The 17,297-nt window shown below is 67.3% G+C and carries 18 protein-coding genes; 6 read left to right on the top strand and 12 right to left on the bottom strand.

Annotated features, from left to right (window positions below):
* Positions 1–21: 21 nt before the first annotated feature.
* Positions 22–288, bottom strand: a complete 267-nt coding sequence (locus ACLJPD_RS25025; protein ID WP_410875256.1) for a hypothetical protein — start codon at positions 286–288, stop codon at positions 22–24.
* Between the two features lie 175 nt (positions 289–463).
* A complete protein-coding gene (locus tag ACLJPD_RS25020) occupies positions 464–1,225 on the bottom strand; it encodes a class I SAM-dependent methyltransferase (RefSeq protein WP_410875255.1) in 762 nt (253 codons plus the stop codon).
* A 152-nt stretch (positions 1,226–1,377) separates the two neighbouring features.
* On the opposite strand from ACLJPD_RS25020, the gene ACLJPD_RS25015 reads away from it, so the two are divergent.
* Entirely contained in the window at positions 1,378–2,265 is an 888-nt protein-coding gene (locus ACLJPD_RS25015) for a ribonuclease Z (RefSeq protein WP_410875254.1), read from the top strand.
* Positions 2,266–2,276: 11 nt separating this feature from the next.
* Here ACLJPD_RS25015 and ACLJPD_RS25010 read toward each other — a convergent pair whose 3' ends face one another.
* The gene (locus tag ACLJPD_RS25010; RefSeq protein ID WP_410875252.1) at positions 2,277–2,930 is read right to left on the bottom strand and encodes a TetR/AcrR family transcriptional regulator C-terminal domain-containing protein; all 654 of its coding nucleotides are present in this window, start codon (positions 2,928–2,930) and stop codon (positions 2,277–2,279) included.
* 93 nt (positions 2,931–3,023) lie between these two features.
* Between ACLJPD_RS25010 and ACLJPD_RS25005 the strand changes: the two genes are divergently transcribed.
* Positions 3,024–3,395 (top strand): nitroreductase family deazaflavin-dependent oxidoreductase, encoded by a 372-nt coding sequence (locus ACLJPD_RS25005; protein WP_410875250.1) that lies wholly within the window; start codon positions 3,024–3,026, stop codon positions 3,393–3,395.
* A gap of 61 nt (positions 3,396–3,456) precedes the next feature.
* On the opposite strand, the gene ACLJPD_RS25000 is transcribed toward ACLJPD_RS25005, so the two are convergent.
* Positions 3,457–3,993 carry a DUF3145 domain-containing protein gene (locus tag ACLJPD_RS25000; protein WP_410875249.1) on the bottom strand — a complete coding sequence of 179 codons (537 nt, stop codon included), beginning with the start codon at positions 3,991–3,993 and terminating at the stop codon, positions 3,457–3,459.
* 103 nt (positions 3,994–4,096) lie between these two features.
* Positions 4,097–4,912 (bottom strand): serine hydrolase domain-containing protein, encoded by an 816-nt coding sequence (locus ACLJPD_RS24995; RefSeq protein WP_410875247.1) that lies wholly within the window; start codon positions 4,910–4,912, stop codon positions 4,097–4,099.
* A gap of 39 nt (positions 4,913–4,951) precedes the next feature.
* On the opposite strand from ACLJPD_RS24995, the gene ACLJPD_RS24990 reads away from it, so the two are divergent.
* Positions 4,952–6,151, top strand: a complete 1,200-nt coding sequence (locus ACLJPD_RS24990; protein ID WP_410875245.1) for a serine hydrolase domain-containing protein — start codon at positions 4,952–4,954, stop codon at positions 6,149–6,151.
* 12 nt (positions 6,152–6,163) lie between these two features.
* Here ACLJPD_RS24990 and aztD read toward each other — a convergent pair whose 3' ends face one another.
* From aztD to aztB, 3 genes are read right to left on the bottom strand one after another with little or no spacing between them, the layout of a single operon-like run.
* Positions 6,164–7,324 carry a zinc metallochaperone AztD gene (aztD, locus tag ACLJPD_RS24985; RefSeq protein ID WP_410875243.1) on the bottom strand — a complete coding sequence of 387 codons (1,161 nt, stop codon included), beginning with the start codon at positions 7,322–7,324 and terminating at the stop codon, positions 6,164–6,166.
* 27 nt (positions 7,325–7,351) lie between these two features.
* Positions 7,352–8,323 carry a zinc ABC transporter substrate-binding protein AztC gene (gene aztC, locus ACLJPD_RS24980; protein ID WP_410875241.1) on the bottom strand — a complete coding sequence of 324 codons (972 nt, stop codon included), beginning with the start codon at positions 8,321–8,323 and terminating at the stop codon, positions 7,352–7,354.
* Positions 8,320–10,416, bottom strand: coding sequence for a zinc ABC transporter permease AztB (aztB, locus tag ACLJPD_RS24975; RefSeq protein ID WP_410875239.1), 2,097 nt, complete (start codon positions 10,414–10,416; stop codon positions 8,320–8,322). The genes aztC and aztB overlap by 4 nt, the downstream gene beginning before the upstream one ends.
* 48 nt (positions 10,417–10,464) lie before the next feature.
* On the opposite strand from aztB, the gene aztA reads away from it, so the two are divergent.
* Positions 10,465–11,142 (top strand): zinc ABC transporter ATP-binding protein AztA, encoded by a 678-nt coding sequence (gene aztA, locus ACLJPD_RS24970; protein WP_410875237.1) that lies wholly within the window; start codon positions 10,465–10,467, stop codon positions 11,140–11,142.
* Between the two features lie 10 nt (positions 11,143–11,152).
* Entirely contained in the window at positions 11,153–11,509 is a 357-nt protein-coding gene (locus ACLJPD_RS24965; protein ID WP_410875235.1) for an iron chaperone, read from the top strand.
* On the opposite strand, the gene ACLJPD_RS24960 is transcribed toward ACLJPD_RS24965, so the two are convergent.
* From ACLJPD_RS24960 to ACLJPD_RS24950, 3 genes are all read right to left on the bottom strand, one after another.
* Positions 11,510–12,640, bottom strand: a complete 1,131-nt coding sequence (locus tag ACLJPD_RS24960; protein ID WP_410875233.1) for an NDMA-dependent alcohol dehydrogenase — start codon at positions 12,638–12,640, stop codon at positions 11,510–11,512. It abuts the gene before it with no gap.
* Positions 12,641–12,744: 104 nt separating this feature from the next.
* Complete coding sequence (locus ACLJPD_RS24955; protein ID WP_410875231.1) at positions 12,745–13,269, bottom strand: DinB family protein; 525 nt, start codon at positions 13,267–13,269, stop codon at positions 12,745–12,747.
* A 71-nt stretch (positions 13,270–13,340) separates the two neighbouring features.
* The gene (locus ACLJPD_RS24950; protein WP_410875229.1) at positions 13,341–14,405 is read right to left on the bottom strand and encodes a phosphotransferase family protein; all 1,065 of its coding nucleotides are present in this window, start codon (positions 14,403–14,405) and stop codon (positions 13,341–13,343) included.
* Positions 14,406–14,475: 70 nt separating this feature from the next.
* Here ACLJPD_RS24950 and pabB point away from each other — a divergent pair, with 70 nt between their 5' ends.
* Positions 14,476–16,524, top strand: a complete 2,049-nt coding sequence (pabB, locus tag ACLJPD_RS24945) for an aminodeoxychorismate synthase component I (RefSeq protein ID WP_410875228.1) — start codon at positions 14,476–14,478, stop codon at positions 16,522–16,524.
* A gap of 3 nt (positions 16,525–16,527) precedes the next feature.
* On the opposite strand, the gene ACLJPD_RS24940 is transcribed toward pabB, so the two are convergent.
* Positions 16,528–17,022: a hypothetical protein gene (locus tag ACLJPD_RS24940; RefSeq protein WP_410875226.1), complete on the bottom strand. Its 495-nt coding sequence runs from the start codon at positions 17,020–17,022 to the stop codon at positions 16,528–16,530.
* Positions 17,023–17,297: the final 275 nt, after the last annotated feature.

The raw sequence follows: 17,297 nt of genomic DNA, 5'->3' as shown, positions 1-17,297 counted from the left end.
GAGGCGCCGGTGATACCTCCCCTATCGGCCCTTCAACGCCCGGTCAGCCCGGTCGACGAAGACCGCGGTAGCGACAGTCCCGCCTGCGAGCGTGACCATCAGAATCTTGGCAAGCCAAGGCCCTTCGATGATGGCGCCCACCGTCCCCAGGAAGACGAGGCCGATGATGGCGACCAACATCCCCATCGCCCTGGCGGTGCCGTTGATCTCTCCGCGCAGAATCCGCCGCGATCCCATGAGCAAGCTGAGAGCGGGGACGCCGGGTAGCAGCGCATTGATCTGAGCCATTCGAAAACCCCCGTGCGACAAGTGAAGTGAATACGACAGCGAGGACGGCTCTTGCACGCCGTACCGATTGCCCGCCCCCTGTCCCGTACGGTACCGACCAGCATCGCCGCGGACAACCGACCGCCTCGGTACCGGCCGGCGAAAGGACCGCCGTACCGCTATCGGCTCGCCCTGATCAAGATCGGCGCGCGGTGATGAGCCAAGCGCGTGAGTCGAAATACACACCGCTGTCGGTCTGATGGTCGGCCAGGATTTCGCGCAGCCGCGCACGGGCCCGCTCGGCTTTCGCGGGCTCGAGGTCGGCGAGGAAGGTAGTGAATCCCGTCAGTCGGAGCAGGTTGTCGTAGGCGGCCACGCTGTCGGGGCCGTAGTACACGGGCTCGTCTATCTCGGTGAAGCCGACATCGATGAAACCTGCTGCCAGCAGCATGGATTCGGTGGCGGCTGGGTCGGCGAGCGAGAACGGCCCGCGACCGGGTGTCGCGATCGGCGCGGCGAGGACGTCGCCGAACACCGATGCCCATTCGTTGCGGTCGCGGCCCTGCCAGACCAGCCACGCGAGACGACCCCCTGAACGCAGTGCGCCCGCGATATTGGTGAAGGCGGCGACCGGATCGGCGAAGAACATCACCCCGAACCTGCTGATGCAGATATCGAAAGTGGTTGGCGGGAAAGCCGTTACCTGCGCGTCCGCGAGCTCGAAACCGATATTCGACAGTCCTTCGTCGCCGCTGATCCGCCGGGCCTGGTCGAGCATCACCTCCGAGATATCGACCCCCAGCGCACTCCCGTCGACGGCCGCGCGGGCCGCCTCGCGCGTGGTCTGACCTGTCCCACAACCGATGTCGAGGACCCGATCACCAGCACCGACCCGCGCAGCCGCGAAGAAGTGCGCATTGTGCAGTCGTAGTTCGGCGTCGTAGTCGAACAGAGCCATTGTCGTCCTCCGGAAGTCGGGTCATCAGGGCGAGCCTCGGCGAGCGGCACGCGCTCGATCCATCTCACCATTCCCCGCTGTCGCGCACCCTCCCCATCGCGGCAGCGGGCTATCGACGTGACACCGACGCGGCGATTGACCAGGATGGGGCGATGTCGACACGAGAACTCGTCGTCCTCGGTACAGCAGGCGCTGTGCCCACCCGCCGCCGCAACCACAACGGTTACCTCCTGCGCTGGGACGGCCAGGGTGTGCTGTTCGATCCCGGCGAGGGCACGCAGCGCCAGATGGCGCACGCGGGCGCTTCCGCGACCGAACTGCATTGGCTGTGTGTCACCCATTTCCACGGCGACCACTCGCTGGGAGTGCCCGGCATCGTGCAACGGCTCGGCCGCGACGGAGTGCCCCACGACGTGCACGCCGTCTACCCCGCAGAGGGCGCCGAGTACTGGGAACGGCTGAGGTACGCGACGAGCTACTTCGGCTCGCCCACCATCGTCGAGCACCCGGTGAGCGGCCCCGGTGAAACGTTGCAGGGCAACGGTTTCACCCTCACCGCGCTGCCCTTGGACCACAGCATCCCCACCTACGGCTATCGCCTCGCCGAACCGGACAGCCGAACATTTCTGCCCGAGAAGCTGCGCGAGCACGGCATCTCCGGCGCTGCGATTCGCGACCTGTCCGGGCCGCTGCTGGCGCAGTGCTCGGCACCGAGGCCGGGCCAGAAGGTCGCCTTCGTCATGGATACTCGCCTGTGCGACAACGTCTTCGAGCTCGCCGATGGCGTCGACATGCTGATCATCGAGTCCACCTTCCTTGACTCCGAGACAGAGCAGGCACACGAACGCGGCCACCTCACGGCACGTCAGGCGGGCGAGGTCGCTCGCACGTGCGGCGTGAAAACCCTTGTTCTGACACATTTCTCAGAGCGCTACACGGCCAGCGAGGACCACCTGTTCACGGAACAGGCAGCCTTCCCCGGCGCCGTCCTCGCCCACGATCTCGACCGCGTCCCACTCCCCGCACGACGCACGGTCTGACGAGCTGGCCCTCAACGCTGACCTCTGCGCGCTTCCAGCCCGTCCAGGATCAGATCCAGACCGAAACCGAACTCGCTCGCGTAGTCGTACCCCGGTTGCAGCGCGTAGTCGACGATCATCTCGGTGAGATAGGGCAACTCGTCCCCCGGAAGGTTCGCGAGGATCCCGCCCGCGACTTCCTCGACGTCCTCCGGCATGGAGAGCGGCAGGTTCGCCTCCTGCAGGACGAACCCGCCGACATAACTGTCGATCAGTGAGACAGCATGCGCGGCCATCGACAGCGAGAACCCTGCCTCCCGGAGAACTCCCAGGACAGCGTCATGATGACGAAGCGTCGCCGATCCGGGATTGCGGCGAGAATCCAACAACCCGAGCGCCCAACTGTGTCCGGCAAGCACCGAGCGGGCCGAGCAGGCCCTGTCCCGGATCGCATTCCGCCAGTGCGCACCGCCGGTCTTCGGCAGCTCGATCGCCGCGAACACCACGTCGACGACCCCGTCGAGTATCGCGTCCTTGTTCGGCACATGGTTGTAGAGCGACATTGCCTCCACCCCCAGCTCCTGCGCCACCCGCCGCATCGTGACGGCCTGCACTCCCCCACGATCCGCGACCCGAATCGCGGCATCCAGCACGCGCTCACGGCTGAGTGGTTGGCGTACGGGCATGGGACCTCCTCGGTGGCGAAAGTGTTGACAAGCTTACAAGCGTAAGTCACCCTTACAGGTGTAAGCCACGCCGACCCGAAAAGGGAGCACCCCATGCCCATGCCGCTTTGGTGGGGCCACATCAACAAGCGCGTCTTCAACCCCCGCGCGATCGCAGGCGGAAAATATCCGGTTCTCACCCACACCGGCCGCACCTCCGGCAAGGCCTTCCACACCCCCCTCGACGCCCACCCCGTCGAAGGCGGCTACCTCTTCATCCTGGTCTACGGATCGGCCGCCGACTGGGTGCAGAACATTCTCGCCGCGGGCACCGCGCAACTCCGCAAAGACGGCCGGGACGTGGCTCTCACCGCACCCCGCGTCGTCGGCAGAGACGAAGCCTTCGAGGCACTGGCCCCGGAGATCGCCCGCCCACCCAAACTCCTGCGCATCACCGAGTTTCTCCGCATGGACCTCGCCGACTGACACCCGGCCACCTCGTCATGCCCGGCCGAGCCAGTCCTTCACGAGCTCGGACTCGATGCGGTCAACCCACGTCCCGTCGCAACCAGGTGACTTCCGCGCCGACGCTGTCGGTGCCCTGTCGGAATGCTTCGAGGTCCTCGTCCCAGGGTGAGCCGAGTGCGCGGTCGAGTTCGGTGGCGAGGTCGAAGGTTCCGTGGGAGTCGAGTTCGGCGGCGGCTTGGAGCAAGGCGCGTAATCGCATTTCGCCGAGCATCACGTCGCCGTTGGCGCCGGTGGATCCGTGCCAGAGGCCGAGGGCGGGGACGAAGCTGTAGCGTTCACCGTCGACGCCCTCGCTGGGGTCTTCGGTGACTTCGAAGCGCAGGACGGGCCAGGTGCGCAATGATTGGGCTATCCGGGCCGCCGTGCCGACGGGGCCTACCCAATCGCTGCTGGCGCGGAGTTGTCCGTCGGCCGGTTGAGTGTTCCAGCGCAATTTCGCGGGCGACGAGAGCGCGGTGGACAGCGCCCATTCCACGTGAGGGCACAACGCGGCGGGCGATGAGTGGATGTAAACCACACCCGCCGTCGCGTCAGCGAACTGACTCGATGCGCGCACTTACCAACACCTCCAGCCTCGACAAGGAACGTCTTCCCCAACGGCCCGTCGTGGTCTGGCGTGGCACGAGTGTACTGAAGTGTGCGGTGTTGCGCGTGTTACTTTACTGCGTGTTATGTGTCTCTGCGATAACGGAATCGCTGAATTTCGGCCACGCTGTTCTGGCCCAGTCACCGAAATTCTCGTCGCTCAACGCGATTGTCGCCACCCCGATTTCCGGGTCGACCCAGAGGAACGTGCCGGTTTGGCCGAAGTGCCCGTAGGTGCGGCCGGAATTGGCTGTGCCCGTCCAGTGCGGGGTTTTCCCGTCACGGATTTCGAATCCCAAACCCCAGTCGTTGGGGCGCTGGGAGCCGTATCCGGGCAGTACTCCGTCGCGGTCGGGGAATTGCACACCCGTTGCGTCGTCCAATGTTTGCCGAGATATCAATTGAGGTACCAGCAACTCGCCGGCGAATAGCGTGAGGTCGGCGAGGGAGGCGCTGGCCGCGTGGCCCGCCGATCCGTCGAGGACCGCGGTGCTCATCCCGAGCGGCTCGAAAACGGCCTCGTGCAGATACCGCGGAAACTCGATTCCGGTCTGCGCGGTGAGGAAATCGGCGAGCAGTTCGAAGCCCGCGCTCGAGTAGATGCGGCGGGCGCCGGGTTCGGCGAGTACTTCGGGAGTAGCGAACCCGACGCCCGAAGTGTGGGCGAGCAGATGCCGCACGGTCGAACCCGGCGGACCAGCGGGTTGGTCGAGTTCGACGGCGCCTTCCTCGAGTGCCACGAGCACGGCGTAGGCGACGAGCGGTTTGGTGACCGAGGCGAGCCGGAAGACCCGCTCGGTATCGCCGATACTCGACACACCGCCCGCGGTGACCACGGCGGCGGCGGCATTTTTGACGGGCCAGTCCTGAACCTGCTGCAACGATCGCATATCGGCAGCGTACGAGACGCGGCTACGATCGAGGACACCATGAGTTCCGCACCATCGATCCACGGCGACGTGGCGGCCGGTTTCGGCCCCGTCGCCGACGCTTTCCGACGCAACTTCACCCATCACGGCGAGATCGGCGCCGCCGTCGCCGTCTACGCCGGTGACCAGCCGCTGGTCGACCTGTGGGCGGGCCATCGCGATCGCAAGCGCGAGGTGGCGTGGGAGCGCGACACGATCGTGCCGGTGTTCTCCTCGTCGAAGGGGATGGCGGCGTTCACCCTGGCGACGGCGGTCTCGCGCGGGCTGCTCGACTACGAGGCGCCGGTCACGAAGTACTGGCCGGAGTTCGGCGCGCACGGCAAAGAGCGGATCACCGTGCGCCAGCTGATCGACCACCAGGCCGGGCTGTCCGGGCTGGACCGGACCGTGAAACTGCGCGAGCTCATCGACCGGGACGCCCTCGGCGAGCTGCTCGCCGCGCAGAAACCGGCATGGGTGCCGGGTACCCGGCACGGATACCACGCGCTCACACTGGGGCTGTATCAGAGCGAATTGCTGCGGCGGGTGGATCCGGCGGGCCGCAGCCTCGGGCGCTTCTTCGCCGAGGAGATCGCGGGCCCGGTCGACGCCGATCTGTTCATCGGACTGCCCGAGACCGAGTCGATGGAGCGGATCGCCGAGCTCTCGGCGACCAAGGGACTCGATATCTGGCGCTACGAGCGCCGCGATCTGCCACTGCGCATCGGCGGTGAGGTCTATGCCAAGCGCGGGTACTCCTATGCGGCACTGACCAATCCACGTCCCGGCGCCCCCGCCCGGGCCACCCGGCGGGAGTTCCTCGAAATCGAGTGGCCCGGGATGAACGGCGTCGGCAATGCCCGCGCGCTGGCGAAGGTCTACGGCGCCGCCGCGGGCCGCACCGGCGCGCTGCCGATCAGCGACGAGGTTCTCGACTCGCTGGCCGCCGCCGACACCGCCGACGATGTGCCCGCCGACGACCTGGTGTTACACACCAAGAGCCGATACCACCTCGGTTTCCGCAAGTCGCGCGGCACTTTCCGTTTCGGTTCGGACAAGCGCGCCTACGGCACTACCGGTTTGGGCGGCTCGTTCGGATTCGCCGACCCGACAACGGGATTGGGCTTCGGCTACAGCATGAACCGCCTCGGTATGGCGATTCTCGACGATGTGCGCAGCCGCAACCTGCGCGAGGTCGTCGTGCGGTGCGCCGACCGGTAGGTCCAGTATCTCTCAGTGTGCGGCGACGCCGGTGATCTCGTCCGGTGCGACGGCGAGGGTGGCTGTGGCCGTGACCTTTCCATCGGCCAGGTCGACGCGGTGCACCTGCTTGGACGCCGGATCGGTCACGTAGGCGATTCCGTCGCGGACGAACAGGGCAGGGCGGGCGTCCTGCCAGTCGAGCGATTCCTGCCAGGTACCGATCACCGGGATGGCGCGCACTTCCTTGCCCGCGACGGGGTCGATCACGTGGATCTTGCCGTCGGTGCCGAGCACCAAGGCCTCACCCTGCGGGCCGCGACCCAGTGATCGGAAGGTGTAGCTGGTGCCGATATCGACCAGGCGCAGGCTCCCGTCGGCGGTGTTCACCAGCGAGATCTGCTGCGGGCGTTCGAGTTCGGCTTCCTTGTCCTGCTTGTAGTCACCGAGCACGATCGGGGAGACCTCGCTGCCGGACATGTTGCCGATCCGGCCGTACGGCGTCGGGCTGGTCACCTTGGTGATCTTGCCGTCGCGGTAGATGACGGCGCCGGTCTGGCAGCCGACGACCACGGCTTCGCCCTGGGCGGCCGCTTCACCGTGCACGCCGGGGCAGTTCTCGTTGCGGGCGATCTCCTTGCGGTCCTTGTCGAGGGCCACGAGGCCGACCCGCGCGTCCTCGGTGCCGAGGGTGACCAGCAGGTTCCCGTTGCTCAGCTCGAGCGCGACACCGTGGTGCGCGGTGGCAGCCCGGTAGACCTCGGACGACTTGCCGCTGTCGATCTTGTCGGTGTCGATGACGGTGACCTCACCGGTACCGTCCGCGAAGAGCACGGTCTTGCCCGCGTGCCGCACGACGTGCCCGGGTTTGGCTGCGGCATAGTCGGTTCCGGTGAACTCCGCGGCGTAGGCATCGAAGACGCGGAAGCCGTCCTTGGTCGACACCATCAGGTGGTCGTCGTCGCCTGCCGGGTTGAGGCGGTTGTACCCCTCGAGCTTCACCTCACCCTCCTGGGCGAGCGAGGCACCGTCGAGGACGTAGATGCCGCCGTCATAGGTGAGGGCGATCGGTTCGGCGCCCGGGGTGCGGTCGTGGTCGGGAGCGGCGTCGTCCGCGCCACAACCACTGAGCGCTACCACCGAGGCGAGTGCTCCGGACATCGCCACCATCGTGCTGGTTCGCGACCTGTTCATGTGTTGCTCCATCTCTTCGTGCGTGAATTACGGTGTGGGCCCGGATAGACCACGGGTAATCGCCTCGGTGTTGGCGCGCGCCATCTCCAGATAGGTCGCCGCGCCCTCGCCGGGCGAGGTGAGGGATTCGGTGTGCAAGGCGATTACCTGCACCCGCAGGCCTGTGTGTTCGGCGAGAACCCGCGAAAGGCGATCGGGCTGCGAGGAATCGGCGAAGATCGCGTTCACGCCCGCCGTCCGGATCGCGGTGGCGAGTCCGTCGAGGTCGGACGCACTCGGCGAGGCGAGGGTGGTGCCACTGGGGATCACCGCACCGATCACCCGGAACCCGAAACGCTGTGCGAGATATCCGAAGACGTGATGGTCGGTGACCAGCTGTCGACGCTCGGGCGGGATCGTGGCGAACCGGTCGGTCATCCACCGATCCAGCTGGTCGATTTCGCCGAGGTAGCGCTGTGTATTCGCCTGCACCGCGCCGGCATCGATGCCGTCGACCTGGGCGAGCACCTCGGCGCTGATCGCCTCGACAGCTGTGCGCACCCGTGCCGGATCGGTCCAGAAGTGCGGATCAGGCTGTCCCGCGGACTCATCGGAGGCGTACCGGATCGGGTTCGCCCGCTCGGCGACGGCGAGCGCGGGCACACCCGCCGCCATTGCTGCCTGCACGTGCCGGGCCACGCCTTCCTCGAGCCCGAGCCCGTTGTGCACCACCAGCGCGGCCTGCTCGATATCGGCCGCCTGGCGTGCGGAAATAGCGAACGAATGCGGATCGGCTCCCGCCTGCATCAACACCGTCACCGGCACCGCGTCACCCACGATCGCCCGGGTCAGATCGCCGAGAATGTTCGTGGTCACCACGATCCCGGACCGCTCGGTCCCGCCTGTGCAGGCGCTCACCGACGGCACGAGCAAGGCAAGCGCGCAGAGCACTTGGATCGCCCGGCGGATCGCCGCGCCCGGCATCCGTGCTGCTCGATGGGCTTTCGATGTGCGCTTCACAGGCCTGTCTCCACCATCAGCGAGGGCGCGACGTCCAACTCGAACGTGCGAGCGACACGCAGGTTGTCGTTGTAGGCGATCTCGTGGACCTTGCGCCCACGAATGTCGTTGACGTAAGCGCGATCCGGGTCGACCCGGATCACCGGCTGCCCTTCGACGGGCCCGCTGGAAACAGCGAGTTGCGCTGTCTCCGTGCCGGACACGGGGTCGAGACCGTGCAGGACCCCGTCGCGGGTGAGCACCAGCAGCGACGACCCTTCACCAGCGGTGTTCACCGCGACCGGGTCGACGATCGCGGTCCGCGTCCAGGTCTTCTTCCTGATATCGAGCGTCCACACACCGTCGCGACCCGCGAGGGCGGTCAGTGTGGTGCTGCCGGGCCGGTGGGTGAAGGCGCTCGCCCGGTCCGAGGCCGGTGCCGGATAGGGAATCTTCTCGGCGACGAAATCACCCTCTCGCTGGGCCACCACGAGCGCGCCGTCGGCACAACCGAAAACAACTCCGCGCCGGGTCACCGCCTGCCCCTTCGGCTGCGGACAGGTGGCGGTCTGTACCTGTCCCGCCGCGCCGTCCCGCCCGCGCACCTCGACGCGACCCGACCCATCGGCGACCACGATCCGCTCGGCATACGGCACGGCGATGCCATCAACCCGGCGTTGAGTCCCGGCGACACCGCCGTCCAGTGCCGGACGGTCGAACAAGATCGTCGACCCGGAATCCAGCACCACCGACGCGATGGCGGCGTCACTGTACGCACCAACGACGCCGGCACTCTCCGCACCACCCGGTCCGGGCGGCGCACTTCCGGCGCCGGGCGCACCACCTTCAGCCGCGGCGACGACACCGACGTCTCGGACCGGTGCCTGGTAGTAGTGCCGGTGGTCGTCGTGATCCACCGTCCACCCCCCGCTGTCCACGATCCGAACGGACGCACCCGAACTCAGATATGCGAACCGCCCGTCACCGACTGCCCCCACGGTCGGCACCCGCTGGTCACCGCCACTCGGCGAAGAACCCGCGCCCGGAGATACCTGCGCTCGATCACCTTCCGGCGCCGAGGTGTCGATCGAGGTGACCTTCTCGGTCAGCAGATCGATCACCCGCACAGCGCTCGCCGCATCGGCGACGACCAGGCGCGTCTGCGCCTCACTCATCTCCTCCGCACCGGCGACGAACCCGTGCGCAGTCTCCTCGACCGCCGTTGGTTCCGCCGCCGGTGCGCATCCGACCAGCGGCAGCGCTGCCAGCGCGGCCACCGAAGCCGCCCCGACCTTCCCGAACCGCTCCCGTACCGCCGAGAGAATTGCCGACACGAAGAACGACCCCACCGCCACGGCCGCGATGGTCGCACCGGCCGCGGTCCCCGCATGCCACGAAACGACCAGTCCCGCAGCGGTGGAGAACCCGCCGACCAGCGCGGCGATCAGCATCACCACCGGAATCCGATCCGACCAGTACACCGCGGCCGCGGGCGGGGCGATGAGCAACCCGAACACCAACAGCGTCCCGACGACGTGGAACGAGGCCACGATCGCCAGCGTCAGCAACCCGACGAGCGCCACCTGCGCCGCTTTCGGGTGCAACCCGAGCGTGTGCGCTTTGCGCGGATCGAAGGTCAGCGCGACGAACGCCCGATGCCCGAACACAGCGATCACCAGCGAAACAGCCAGCGCCGCAACGAGATACCACAGGTCTACGGTGCGCACGGCGAGCACATCACCGAAAAGGAACCCGGTCAGATCCACCGCGAAGGACTGCGATCGCGACACGATGATCACACCGGCCGCGAGCATCCCCACGAACAACAGCCCGATCGCGGTATCGGCCGCGAACCGTTTACTGCGCGAGAGCAGCGATACCCCGGCGGCCATGGCGGCACAGCTGATCGCGGCCCCGATCATCAGATTCCCACCGAGCAAGGCCGCGACCGCGACGCCGGGCAGCATTCCGTGCGCCATCGCGTCACCGAGAAATGCCATGCCGCGCACCACCACCCAGGTCCCGGCGAGGGCACACACGCAGGAAACGAGTAGCCCACCCCACAGCGCTCGCTGCACGAATGCCACCTCGAACGGGGCGATCAGCCAATCCATAGCGCGGAACGATATACTGAAAATGATTATCGTTTCAATTGAGGTGAGATGCAACACACAGATGACGTAGCAATCCGGATCGAGCACCTGAGCGCCGGTTACCCCCGGCGGCCCGTGCTCTGCGAGGTGTCGGCGACGATCCCGCGCGGGCAGGTGACAGCGATCGTCGGACCCAACGGCTCGGGAAAATCGACTCTGCTCGGCGTCCTCGCGGGGACCGTGACGGCACAGGCGGGGACAGTGCACCGCGGCACCGCCCGGCGTCCCGCTTTCGTGGTGCAGCACACGGCGATTCCGCCGACCCTGCCGATCACCGTGCGGGAGGTGGTCGCGATGGGGCGCTGGGCGCACCGCGGGCCGTGGCGGCGGCTGACCCGCGCAGATCGCGAGATAGCGCGAACCTGCCTGGAGAGAATGGAGCTCACCGAGTTGGCGACTCGGCGACTCGACACCCTGTCGGGCGGACAACGCCAACGCACCCTGCTCGCGCAGGCGCTGGCGCAGGAGTCCGATCTACTGCTGCTCGACGAGCCGGCGGCCGGCTTGGACGAGACCTCTCAGGCCGAGATCTCGCGCGCCCTGGCGCAGATCAGCGCGGCGGGCGTGACCGTGGTGCAAGCCACCCACGACCTGGACGAGGCGAGCAGGGCCGACCACTGCCTGCTGCTGCGCGACGGTCGGCTGAAGGCCGCGGGTCACCCGAAGAAAGTGCTGGTCAGAGCCTAAAGTCGAGAGCATGACCGAGAAATTCGACTCCGTCGACGCCTATCTGGCGGCCCAGCCGTCGGCCCAACGCGCCGTGCTGCAGCAGATCCGCGACACGATCCACCGCGCGGTGCCGAACACGGGCGAGAAGATCAGCTACGCCATCCCGGCCGCCACCATCGACGGCCGGGTGTTCATCTTCTTCGCGGGCTGGAAAGCCCACGTGAGCGTGTACCCCACCCCCGACGAGGACGAGGCGCTCGCGACTGCCATCGAGCCCTATGACTCGGGCCGTGGCACCTTGAGATTCCCACTCGGCGAACCGATCCCGTACGACCTGATCGCGCAGGTGGCGGTTCACCTCGCCGAGCGGGTGGGCCAGAGCTGACTACCAGTCGGCTTCGGTGTAGCGGATGATCCCGCGAATGTTCTTGCCGTCCAGCATGTCCCGGTAGCCCTGGTTGATCTCTTCGAGCGAGTAGCTGCGGGTGACCATGTCGTCGAGATTGAGCTGGCCCGCCTTGTAGAGCGCGAGCAGTCGGGGCGCGTCCTGACGCGCGTTGCCACCACCGAAGATGGTGCCCTTCACCGTCTTCTGCAGCATCGACAGCAGGAAGGTGTTCATCTTCACGTCGCTGGCCTCCATGCGACCCATGGCGGTGACGACGAGGGTGCCCGCCTTGCCGGTGAGGATCAGACCCTCTTCGACGTAGTCGCCGTGCATCTCACCCATGGTGAGGATGACCTTCTCGGCCATCCGCCCTTCGGTGGCCTCGATCATCGGCATGATCGCGGCGGCCATGCTCTCGTAGGTGTGGGTGGCGCCGAACTTCTGCGCCTGTTCCAGCTTCCACGGATTCGGGTCGATGGCGATGACCTTCGACGCACCGGAGAGCACCGCGCCCTGCAGCGCGCTCATGCCGACGCCGCCGATGCCCGCGATCACCACGGTCTCACCCGGCTGAACCTGCGCCACATGGGTCGAGGAACCGAACCCGGTCGGTACACCACAACCCACGAGGCACGCCACCTCGAACGGAATGGTGGGGTCGATCTTCACGACCGAGGTGTGGTGCACCGTCATGTACGGGGCGAAGGTGCCGAGCAGGCACATCGGGATGACGTTCTCGCCGCGCGCCTGGATGCGGTAGGTGCCGTCGGAGATCGCCTGCCCCATCAGCAGTCCCGCGCCCAGGTCGCACAGCGCCATGTTGCCCGACACGCACGACGGACAGCGTCCGCAGGCGGGGATGAACGACAGGATGACGTGGTCGCCCACGGCCAGGTCGGCCGGACAGTTCGGCCCGAGCTTGGTGATGACACCCGCGCCCTCGTGCCCGCCCATCACGGGATAGGACGGCATCGGCGTCGCGCCGGTGACGATGTGATGGTCGGAGTGGCACATGCCCGCCGTTTCCATCCGGATCTGCACTTCACCGGCGACGGGGTCGCCGACCTCGATCTCCTCGACCGACCATTCCTGATCGGTGCCCCACAGGATCGCGCCCTTCGTCTTCATGCCGGTAGACCTCTCGCCAAGCTCGTGCCTCATTGTGACTGCACTCACCCTAACGACAAATGACCGATTTCTGAAACACGTTCTAGAAATTTATCGAGAAATTTCTATCCCCGCACGTCGTGGACGTGGTGCACGAGGTCGTGCAGGAAGTACCGACCCAGCGAATCGACCGTGAACAGCGAGCCGTCGCTGCGCGCACCCCGCAGGTCGAGCCGATCCGCGGGCACCGAGGCGAACGCGGCCGCCACCTGGTCGGCGGCGACGGTCAATTCCCGCGCGACGACCGCGGGGTCCTGCTCGCCGTAGCGGTCGGCGATCGCGGTGGCGTCCTGATCCCAGTTCTCGAACCGCGGCGCCTCGACACCGTCGCCGGCCAGCATCAGCGCGAGCCTGGTGTCGAAGAGCCGGCACACATCGCGCACGTGGGCGCCGTATTCGAGAACCGACCAGGTCAGTTCGTCCGGGCGCACCCGAGCGTCGTCGCGTTCGAGCGCCGAGCCGATCCGGGTGGCGCTGTCGAGGACGATCTCGGGAACGGCCGAGTACGCGGTGGCCTCGGCGTCGAATCCACACTCCGAGCAGGGACGTTCGAGGACCCAGGTCCAGTTCTTGGTGTCGGGAACGATCATGGGAGTCAGCCTAAAGTGTCTTCTTCTTGCGCTCCATCAATATCGAGCCAAGTATCGGCGAGATCCGGGCATCATTCGGCGAGCTGATTCGCCTGCTCGAACAGTTCCAGCGTCACCGCGTGCAGGAAGTCGCCGACCGGCTTGGGCGCCTTGCCCGAAAACGCCCGCGCGTAGGTGCCCTCGAGGACGATGCCCAGCTTGAAGCAGGCCAGCACGGTGTACCAGGTGACCGCACTGAGGTCGCGGTCGGAGAACTTGCCGTAGTGCTCGATCATCTCGGCCTCGCTCGGCAGGCCGCCGACTGTGCCGAGCGTGCCCATCAGGCCCGCGCCGACGGTGCCGACTTCGGGTCGGGTCGCCAGCTGCCAGCCGAGGTCGAGCAGGGGGTCGCCGATCGTCGACATCTCCCAGTCGACCATCGCCGCCACCTCGGGGCTGTCGTAGTCGAACATCATGTTCGCCAGGTGACAGTCGCCGTGCATGATGCCGGGCGTCCAGTCCGTCGGCCGGTGCCGTTCGAGCCAGTCACCGATCCGCTCGAGCCCGGGGATCTGCGGGCCGGGGTAGCCCGCGTTGGTGCTGTAGGAGTCGAGCTCGCGCAGCCAGCGCGGGACCTGACGTTCGAGGAAGCCCGCGGGGTGGCCGTAGTCGTCGAGGCCGAGCGCCTGATAGTCGAGCGAGCCGAGGCGGGCGATGGCCTCGACCGCGGACAGACCCATCTGGCGCCGGATCTCGGAGTCCCCGGCGTGCAGGTCGGGCAGTTCGGTCTGCGGGTTGAAGCCGCGGATGGGTTCCATCAGATAGAACACCGCGCCGATCACCGACTCGTCGTCGCAGGCGGCGATCACCCGGGGCGAGCGGACCTCGGTGTCAGCGATCGCGCCGAGCAGTCGCGATTCCCGGCCGATCACCTCGTTGCTCTTGGCGCGCAGATGCTTGGGCCCGCGCCGCAGCACATACTCGCGCCCGCTCCGGGTGAAGCGCAGCATCACGTTCTGCGTGCCGCCGCCGAGCGCGGTGACCGCGCCGAATTCCGTCCCGGGCAAGCCCTGTTCGTCCATCCACCGTCCGATCGCCGCGAAATCGGCGATCGCCGGGTCAACATCGACAGGTTGAGAAACAGCCATGCCGCACATTGTGCCCCGACATCGGAGGGGGCTGCGCGGGAATGGGTGCGCGCACGCCCGGCGTAATGTCTCTGCCACGATGCGCACGCTCTTGATCGACAACTACGACTCGTTCACCTACAACCTCTATCAGCTGATCAGCGAGGTCAACGGGAGCGAGCCGACCGTCGTGCGCAACGACGAGGGCCCGGTGGATCTCGCGCACTTCGACAATGTGGTGATCTCGCCCGGACCGGGGAGTCCGGATCGCGCCCGCGACATGGGGGTGTCGACCGCGCTGATCGCGCAGACGGACCTGCCGCTGCTCGGCGTGTGCCTCGGCCATCAGGGGATCGTGCTCGGCGCGGGCGGGACGGTGGAGCGTGCGCCGCAGGCCAGGCATGGTTTTCTCGATCAGGTGACCCATGACGATCGGGATCTGTTCGCGGGTCTGCCGCAGGGGTTCACCGTCGTGCGGTATCACTCGCTCGCGGCGCGGGAGCCGCTGCCCGCCTCGCTCGAGGTGACCGCGTCGACGAGCGACGGGGTCATCATGGGCGTGCGGCATCGCGAGCGGCCGCAGTGGGGTGTGCAGTTCCATCCCGAGTCGGTGTCGAGTGAGTTCGGGGCCGCGCTGCTGCGCAACTTCGCCGATCTGACGAAAGCGCGGGTCCAGGTTTCCGCTCCGGTGCTCGTGCGCGGACCCGCGACAGCAGCCCCCGTGTCACCTGAACGCTCATTTCGCTTGCAGCACAAGGTGATCGAACGCGCGATCGACACCGAAGCGATCTTCCTTCGCCTGTACGCCCACGCGCCGACCGCGTTCTGGCTCGACAGCGAACACGTCGAACCCGGCCTCGACCGGTTCTCCTTCCTCGGTGACGCGAGCGGGCCACATGCCGAAATCGTCGGCTACCGGGTGGGCGACGGCTCCGTCACCGTGACGGACGGCGCGGGCACCCGCACCGTCACGGGCACCGTCCTGGACTATCTCGACCGCGAGCTCCGGGCCAGGCAGTGCGAAACCCCGCCGCTGCCTTTCGATTTCGCGGGCGGTTATGTCGGCTATCTCGGTTACGAGGTGAAGGCCGACTGCGGTGCGGATACCGCCCACCGCTCCCCCACCCCCGACGCCCAGTGGATTTTCGCCGACCGTCTGATCGTGGTCGATCACGAAGCGGGGCGCACCTTCCTGCTCGCCTTGACCGAGGGCGAGCAGGACGCCGAGCAATGGCTGCGCGCGACCGCTGCAGCCCTCGACGATCTGCCGACCTGGGTCAATCCCGCCGACCTGCCCGTCCCCGCCGATCCCGATGCCGTGCAGGCGCATCTGGTGCGTGGCCGCGACCGCTATCTGGCCGACATCGCGGTGTGCCAGGATCGGCTGCACGCGGGCGAGTCCTACGAGATCTGCCTCACCGACGCGGTCGCCGTCGCCGCCGCACCCGACGACGGGCTCGCCTTCTACCGTCGGCTGCGCCGCTGCAATCCGGCACCGTATGCCGCCTACCTGCGCTTCGACGGCCTGGACGTGGCCTGTTCCTCGCCGGAACGGTTCCTCAAGGTCGACCGGGACCGGCTGGTCGAGAGCAAGCCGATCAAAGGCACCGCCCCGCGCGGACGCACGGCCGACGAGGACGAGCGCCTGCGTCGCGCACTGGCCGACGACCCGAAGACCCGCGCCGAGAACCTGATGATCGTCGACCTGCTGCGCAACGACATCGGCCGCGTCTGCGAAGTCGGTTCCGTGCACGTGCCGAAGCTGATGGACACCGAAACCTACTCCACGCTGCACCAATTGGTGTCCACCGTGCGTGGCACGCTGCGCCCCGACGCCGGTGTGATCGACTGCCTGCGCGCCTGCTTCCCCGGTGGTTCGATGACCGGAGCGCCGAAGCTGCGGACCATGGAGATCCTCGACGAACTGGAAACCCAAGCGCGCGGCATCTATTCGGGCACCATCGGTTTCCTGGGTCTGAACGGCACCGCCGACCTCAACATCGTCATCCGCACCGCCGTCCGCTACGACGACGAGTGGCGGATCGGTGCGGGCGGCGCGATCGTCCTCGATTCCGATCCCGAGGACGAGTACGCGGAGATGGTACTCAAGGCGGCAGCGACGTTTCGTGCGCTGACGCCAAGGACGTGAGGGTCAGCGTCGGCGGCGACCGCGCTTGTCCGGCTCCGGTTCCGGCGCGGGTTCCTCACCCCCACGCCCCGTGATCCGACCGAGCAATCCGACACCCGGCAGCTTCGCCACCGCGCCGAACACGTCCTCCCCCAGCGAAATCATCGCCTCGAGCCGCGGCAACAACCGGTCATAGGTGGCGAACACCGGATCGGCGAGCGCCAACGTCCGATCGAGCCGATCGATCGTGCTGTTGAGCCGATCCACCGCGATCGACAAGTTCTCCACCAGATCCGGCAACTGCGCCGCCAACTGCGCCGAAGCGGGCGGCAACCGAACCGCCGCGTCAAAGGCATACCCCGCAGTCTGCTGAGCAGCATCGATAGCCTGCCCCGCCGCCGTCTGCGCAGCCCCCACCGCAGCCTGAGCAGCCGACAACAAGTCAGCCCCCGGCACCTTCCGCGCCTGCGCCGCCGGAGCAACCTCCGCCGCGCGCCCCCGTCTCCTCGGGTTCGTCATAACACCACTGTGCCGCAACCACGCCCTGGACGCAGGGATGAACACCCCACACCCCCTCGTGTCACCCCAGCCCCGCCACCCTCCCCAACCACACCGCACACCCAGCCCGTCCCCACCTCCCACATCCACCAAACCCCTCCGACCACACCCTCCACCCAGCCTGTCCCCGTCTTCCACACCACCACACTCCCGCCCACACCGTTCACCCAGCCTGTCCCGTCTTCAACACCCACCCAAACCCACCCCCCGCACTCCCGACCCCTAGGGAGGGACGG

The organism is Nocardia sp. A7, from assembly GCF_046549215.1.
Classification (GTDB): domain Bacteria; phylum Actinomycetota; class Actinomycetes; order Mycobacteriales; family Mycobacteriaceae; genus Nocardia.
The sequence above is the reverse complement of the archived record's forward strand: the minus strand, read 5'-3'. Positions and strand labels throughout refer to the sequence as shown.

Coding starts and splice junctions, on each gene's coding strand:
- aztD (WP_410875243.1), bottom strand. CDS start 7,324: ATGAACAGGTCGCGAACCAGCACGATGGTGGCGATGTCCGGAGCACTC.
- ACLJPD_RS24960 (WP_410875233.1), bottom strand. CDS start 12,640: ATGAAGACGAAGGGCGCGATCCTGTGGGGCACCGATCAGGAATGGTCG.
- ACLJPD_RS24965 (WP_410875235.1), top strand. CDS start 11,153: ATGACCGAGAAATTCGACTCCGTCGACGCCTATCTGGCGGCCCAGCCG.
- ACLJPD_RS24995 (WP_410875247.1), bottom strand. CDS start 4,912: ATGCGATCGTTGCAGCAGGTTCAGGACTGGCCCGTCAAAAATGCCGCC.
- ACLJPD_RS25015 (WP_410875254.1), top strand. CDS start 1,378: ATGTCGACACGAGAACTCGTCGTCCTCGGTACAGCAGGCGCTGTGCCC.
- ACLJPD_RS25010 (WP_410875252.1), bottom strand. CDS start 2,930: ATGCCCGTACGCCAACCACTCAGCCGTGAGCGCGTGCTGGATGCCGCG.
- aztB (WP_410875239.1), bottom strand. CDS start 10,416: ATGGATTGGCTGATCGCCCCGTTCGAGGTGGCATTCGTGCAGCGAGCG.
- ACLJPD_RS25025 (WP_410875256.1), bottom strand. CDS start 288: ATGGCTCAGATCAATGCGCTGCTACCCGGCGTCCCCGCTCTCAGCTTG.
- pabB (WP_410875228.1), top strand. CDS start 14,476: ATGCGCACGCTCTTGATCGACAACTACGACTCGTTCACCTACAACCTC.
- ACLJPD_RS24955 (WP_410875231.1), bottom strand. CDS start 13,269: ATGATCGTTCCCGACACCAAGAACTGGACCTGGGTCCTCGAACGTCCC.
- ACLJPD_RS24950 (WP_410875229.1), bottom strand. CDS start 14,405: ATGTGCGGCATGGCTGTTTCTCAACCTGTCGATGTTGACCCGGCGATC.
- ACLJPD_RS24940 (WP_410875226.1), bottom strand. CDS start 17,022: ATGACGAACCCGAGGAGACGGGGGCGCGCGGCGGAGGTTGCTCCGGCG.
- aztA (WP_410875237.1), top strand. CDS start 10,465: ATGCAACACACAGATGACGTAGCAATCCGGATCGAGCACCTGAGCGCC.
- ACLJPD_RS25020 (WP_410875255.1), bottom strand. CDS start 1,225: ATGGCTCTGTTCGACTACGACGCCGAACTACGACTGCACAATGCGCAC.
- ACLJPD_RS25005 (WP_410875250.1), top strand. CDS start 3,024: ATGCCCATGCCGCTTTGGTGGGGCCACATCAACAAGCGCGTCTTCAAC.
- ACLJPD_RS24990 (WP_410875245.1), top strand. CDS start 4,952: ATGAGTTCCGCACCATCGATCCACGGCGACGTGGCGGCCGGTTTCGGC.